Genomic DNA, 5,351 nt, shown 5'->3' with positions numbered 1-5,351 from the left:
CCGGGGCAGTACGCGGGCCGCGTGCGGCACACCGCGGGGGATCGGGCGGCGGGCGTGACGTTCCCCGTTCCGCCCGGTGGACCCTCCCGGGGCGGACCGGACCGGACCGGGCCGGTCAGGGGCGGCTGCCGTGGCCGTGGGGCGTGTGGGGGTGGTGGGGCGCGCCGGGCTGGACGGCGTTCCGGGCCCGGCCGCCGTCCTGGTGGCCGTTGCCGTTTCCGTTGCCCTGGTTTCCGTTGCCCTGGTTTGCGTTGCCCCGGTCGCCCTGGTTGCCGTTGCCTCGGTTGCCGCCGTTGCCGTTCCCGTCGTCCCGGCCGCCGTTGCCGCTGCCCTGATTGCCGCCGTTGCCCTGTCCGGAGTGCCCCTGGTTTCCGTTGTCCTGGCCGTTGCCCTGGTTGCCGCCGCCCTGGTTTCCGTTGTCCTGGTTGCCGCTCTGGTCGCCGCCGTTGCCGTTGCCCTGGTTGCCGCTGTTGCCGCTGTTGCCGTTGTCCTGGCCGCCGCCGTTGCCGTTTCCGTTGCCTTCGTTGCCCCGGCCGTTGTCTCCCTTGCCCTGGCCGGGGTCGCCGCCCGGCCCCCGGCCGTTCCCGGGGCCGTCCTTCCCGGGAGGCGTCGGAGTGTCCAGGAGCGCCGCGCAGTAGGCGTCGACCCGGTGCCTGCCGCCCGCCGCGGCGACCAGCGCCTTCTGCGGCGCGCCGCCCCGCTCCTCCAGGCGGGACCGGCACAGCGCGGCCAGCCGCGACGGGTCCCCGGAGGAGTCCGGGTGCGGGCTCGCCGTACCGGACTCCGCCGCCGTGGGGTTGTTGGGGGCGGGAAAGGAGGGGGAGGGGGAGGTGCCCGGTGCCGGGGAGGTGCCGGACGTCCCGCCCGGGTCCTCCCGGGGAAGGAAGAAGACGCCGCCGGAGGCCACCGCCACCCCGCTGCCGAGGACGGCGGCCACGACCACGCCGAGCGCCCCCGTACGCGTCCGGCCCAGACGCCGCGCCAGGCGGGCGAACCGTCCCCGGAGGCCGGTGGCGGGGGCGGCCCGCTCGTCGCGGGCGGCCCGGAACGCCGCCACCGCCGCCTCCTCGCCCTTGAACTCGCCGCCCTCCGGCAGCGTCACCATGGAGTTGAAGGCGGCCGCGAGGGCACGGAGGCTCTCGGCCGACGGCAGGTCGGCCGGACCGCCCCGGCGCCCCGCACCGCCTCTGGAGCCTTCGGCGATCAGGCGGCGCAGTACGGCCTCGTCCACACGGGCACCTTCCTCCCCGTCCCGCATCGGGTCGTTCACCTCCGTACCGCCGTTGCCTCGGGCCGTTCCACCAGCCGGGCCAGTTTCTTCAGACCGCGTGACAGCGCCATGGCCACCGCCCCCGGCCGCTTGCCGAGGATTTCGGCCGTGCTCCTCGTGTCCATGTCCAGGACCACCCGCAGCAGTACCGCCTCGGCCTGCGGCCCCGGCAGGGTGGCGATGAGAGAGACGATCTCACGCGTCGACAGTTTTGCCCCGGCCACCTCCGCCGTGTCCAGTGCGCTCCCTGCGCCGGGGACGCCCGACGTACGCGGTTCGGGCAGTTCCTCGGTCGGTACGGTGATCTCCTGCACCCGCCTCCTCCTGCGACGCAGGAGGTCGCGTGCCCGGTTGCGCGTCACCGCCAGCGCGAATCGGCGGAACGCGGCGCCGTCCCCCTCGAAGCGCAGCAGGTCCCGCGCGATCTGTAACCACGTCTCGGCCACCACGTCCTCGGCGTCCTGGCCGACGATCACGGCCGCGTAGCGGAGGAGTTCGGGGGTGAGGGCGCGGTAGACGGCGCGGAAGGCCGCCTCGTCACCCCGCTGCGCGCCGAGGACCGCAGCGCTCAGATCCCCGGTGGGCTCCGGGGGGACACACTCGCCGACGCCGTCCGCCGCATTGCTCACGGGCGTGATCCTTCCACGACCGTGCGTGACGCGTCGACACAAGCCGGAGACTGGGTGACAGTTGACGCGATGTGGACGTGAGGGCCGGCCCGCTCCGGGCGTCCGCCCCGCCCTCCGGCGGCCGGGACGGAGAGGCCCGGGAGGACGGCCCGGAAGGGGCCGGGAGGGCGGCCGGGAACATGCGCCGAGGTGCGAAGACGGCCGGGGTCGCCACCCCCCACAGGAGAGACCCCGGCCGTCGTCGAGTACGGGCCGCCGCGCCGAGCGAGGCCCGTTACCCACATCAGCGTCGCGGCTCCGAAATCTGTTACTCCGGCGCCACGGGCCCTCTCCGCCGAGCCTCCGCAGGACCTCCGCGGCCCCTCCCCGGGCCCTCCCCCGCTTCCCCCCGCAGTTGCCTTCTCCGCAACTACCGACCCGTCCGCATGGACGGGAGAGCACACTAGGTCGTAGCGTGCTGCTTCGCATCGACGCAGATCGAAGCATCATGGCGAGACCGCGCTCGGCCAGGAGCGCGGCCAGGCGCTACATCGCGAAGTGGGGCAGGACGAAGGCGTGCAGGGGGAAGACGCGGAACTCACCGCAGCGGTGCGAGCGGCGCGAGAGGGGGACGAATGCGCCTTCCGCACCGTCTACCGCGCCGTACACCCTCGCCTGCTGGGGTACGTACGGACGCTGGTCCCGGAGGCGGACGCCGAGGACGTCACCTCCGAGGCGTGGTTGCAGATCGCCCGTGACCTGGATCGTTTCGACGGCGACGCCGACCGCTTCCGCGGCTGGACGGCGCGGATCGCCCGCAACCGCGCGCTGGACCACATCCGGGCGCGGGGACGGCGGCCCGCCTCCAGCTCCGTGGACGACGAGACCGAGCTGGCCGTGCTGCCCGCCGGCTCCGACACCGTCGACGAGGCGCTCGAGGCGATCGGCACCGGGCACACCATGGCCCTGATCTCCCGGCTGCCGCGCGACCAGGCCGAGGCGGTCGTGCTGCGCGTGGTGGTCGGGCTGGACGCCAAGGGCGCGGCCAAGGTGCTCGGCAAACGGCCGGGCGCCGTACGGACCGCCGCGCACCGGGGCCTGCGGAAGCTCGCGGAGATGCTGGAGAGCGAGGAGGGGGCGGGCGACGGGGTGCCCGCGCCGCGCACGGGTGTGGCGCGCGGTGTGACGGAAAAGGCCAGACGGACGCTGAGGGAAACGTGAGGGCCGACGACCGGTACAGCTGGCTGGACGAGGAGGCTGCGGAGCGTCTGCTGCGCGGCGGGCCCGTCAACAGCCCCTCCGCGCGGGACGCCGCCCGTCTGGCGGCGCTGGCCGAGGCCCTCGGCGAACTCGCCGCCGTCCGTACGGCCGCCGCCACGACCGGCCGTACGCCCGCCTCCGGCGCCCGTGACGACACCGGTGAGCTGCCCGGGGAGGCCGCCGCGCTGGCGGCGTTCCGGGCGGCGCGCGCCGAGGCCCGGGCCGCCGGCGCCACCGGACCGCGCCCCGCCCGGCGGATGCCGTGGGCCGGATCGTACGGCCGCCCCCTGCGGGCGGGACTCGCCGTGGGGCTCACCGGCTGCGTGCTGGGCGGCGTCGCCGTCGCGGCGGGCGCCGGGGTGCTGCCGCGGCCGTTCGGCGGGGGGAGCGGCGTGCCCACCCCGGTGTCGAGCGTGTCGTCCGCGTCCGGGGGCGAGGACTCCTTCCGGCACCTCTCCGGCGGCACCGGCACCCCGTCCGGCGAGGACGGACGGGAGGACGGGCCGGGCGACGGGGTGCGCGGCGGTCCGGGAGGGACGGGCGACGGCGCCCCCGCCGACGCCGGTTCCGGCGACCGCACCGCGGACGACGGTTCCTCCGGGGCGGGCACCACGGGCGGCGACGGGGCCGGGGACCCGGCCGGCGGCTCCTCCGGCACCGGGACGCCGGCCGAGGCGGCGCTGTGCGGCAAGCACCGGGACGACGAGCTGAGCGGGGCCGACCGCGCGGAGCTGGAGCGCGCCGCGGGCGGTCCGAACAAGGTCGAGGACTTCTGCCGCCGCCACCCGGACACCGGCGGCGGCACGGGCAACGGCGGGGATCCCGCCACCGGCAACCCCTCCTCCGGCGGCGGCACGGGCGGCGGTACGGGTGACTCCTCGGGCGGCGGTACGGGCGGCGGCTCCTCCGGCGGCACCGCGGGCCCGCCCGACGACCCGGCCGGTCCTCCCACGGGCGGGCGGGGCGACGACGGCGGCGAGGGGGGCGACGCGGTCCCCGACGAGGGCGGCGACGCGGTCCCCGACGACGCCGAGGACGGCAACGCCTTCCCGGCCGACACGGAGCCGGAGCCGGAGCCGACCGGTTCCGGCGGCGGCCCGGACGGCGGGGAACCCCTCCCCGAGCCCACCGGAACGGTCGGTTCCCAGCCATCCGCCTCCGCCGGTTCCGGCTCCTGAAGACGCCTTCCGAGGCGCCACGACCGGCGTGTGACCGGTAGGTGTGACACTTTTCGAGCCACTGACGCAGTACAGAACGAGCCGACTGGTCATCGGCGAGCGCGCCACCCAAGGTTCCCCCCGTACCTGCGGGATGCGCGTAGGCGCGGGCGGGGCACGTTCCCCCGGCCCCGCCCGCGCCGCTTCTCATCCACCCGCCCCTCCCGTCGCCGGGCGGGGCGCCCCGGACGCCGGGGCGGTCAGTGGACGACCACCTTGTCGCCCGGCCTCACCTGGCCGAAGAGGGCGGCGATCCTCTTCTCGTCCCGCACGTTGACGCAGCCGTGCGAGGCCCCGTTGTAGCCGTTGGCGGCGAAGTCCGCGGAGTAGTGCACCGCCTGGCCGCCGCTGAAGAACATCGCGTACGGCATCGGGGTGTCGTAGAGCGTGGAGTGGTGGTCGCGGCTCTTGAAGGTGACGGCGAACTCGCCCTCCCGGGTCGGGGTGAGCTGCGAGCCGAAGCGAACGTCCATGGCCGACACGACCGTGCCGTCGATCATCCAGGCCAGCGTCCTGCTCTCCTTGCTGATGCACAGCACCCGGCCCGTCAGGCACCGCGGGTCGGGCTCGGGGAGCGGCCGGGTGGTCGTCGGGTACAGCTCCAGGTGCGTGGGCGCCGTCGTCCGCGCCGTCAGCGCCGTCCAGGTGGCGGCCGTGACCTGGCCGCCGGCCGGCAGGCCCTGCCACCGCTGGAAGGCGGAGACGGCCCCGGCGGTGATCGACCCGTAGTAGCCGGTCGGGTTGAGGGCGAAGTGCCCCGCCTGGCGCAGCCGCGCCTGGAGCTCGCGGACCTTCGGCCCGTGCGCGCCCTCCCGCAGCATCGGCGGGGGCGCGGCCGGCCGGGAGGCCGTGGGCGGCGCGGGCGCCGGAGGGGCGGCCGGCGGAACGGCCGGTGATGCCGTCCGCCCGGTGCCCGCGGACGCCGGCGGGGCGGGCGCGGAAGCGGCGGGCGGCGCGGGGGCGTCCGCGGACGGCGCGACCGGTGCCGTCGGCGCC

5 protein-coding genes are annotated in these 5,351 nt (G+C 76.4%); 2 read left to right on the top strand and 3 right to left on the bottom strand.

The window, feature by feature from the left end; translation table 11 throughout:
* Positions 1 to 115: 115 nt before the first annotated feature.
* Both VE546_RS19690 and VE546_RS19685 read right to left on the bottom strand, forming a co-directional pair.
* Positions 116 to 1,231 carry a hypothetical protein gene (locus VE546_RS19690; RefSeq protein WP_324924147.1) on the bottom strand — a complete coding sequence of 372 codons (1,116 nt, stop codon included), beginning with the start codon at positions 1,229 to 1,231 and terminating at the stop codon, positions 116 to 118.
* Positions 1,232 to 1,266: 35 nt separating this feature from the next.
* Positions 1,267 to 1,899 carry an RNA polymerase sigma factor gene (locus tag VE546_RS19685; RefSeq protein ID WP_324924145.1) on the bottom strand — a complete coding sequence of 211 codons (633 nt, stop codon included), beginning with the start codon at positions 1,897 to 1,899 and terminating at the stop codon, positions 1,267 to 1,269.
* A 555-nt stretch (positions 1,900 to 2,454) separates the two neighbouring features.
* Here VE546_RS19685 and VE546_RS19680 point away from each other — a divergent pair.
* Together VE546_RS19680 and VE546_RS19675 are read left to right on the top strand one after the other, a co-directional pair.
* Entirely contained in the window at positions 2,455 to 3,099 is a 645-nt protein-coding gene (locus tag VE546_RS19680) for an RNA polymerase sigma factor (protein WP_324924143.1), read from the top strand.
* Entirely contained in the window at positions 3,096 to 4,316 is a 1,221-nt protein-coding gene (locus VE546_RS19675; RefSeq protein WP_324924141.1) for a hypothetical protein, read from the top strand. Before VE546_RS19680 ends, VE546_RS19675 begins: the two co-directional genes overlap by 4 nt.
* Before the next feature lie 239 nt (positions 4,317 to 4,555).
* Here the strand turns inward: VE546_RS19675 and VE546_RS19670 are convergent.
* A partial coding sequence (locus VE546_RS19670; RefSeq protein WP_324924139.1) for a L,D-transpeptidase family protein occupies positions 4,556 to 5,351 on the bottom strand: 796 nt, incomplete at its 5' end.

The organism is Streptomyces sp. (genome assembly GCF_035644915.1).
GTDB lineage: Bacteria > Actinomycetota > Actinomycetes > Streptomycetales > Streptomycetaceae > Streptomyces.
The sequence above is the reverse complement of the archived record's forward strand: the minus strand, read 5'-3'. Positions and strand labels throughout refer to the sequence as shown.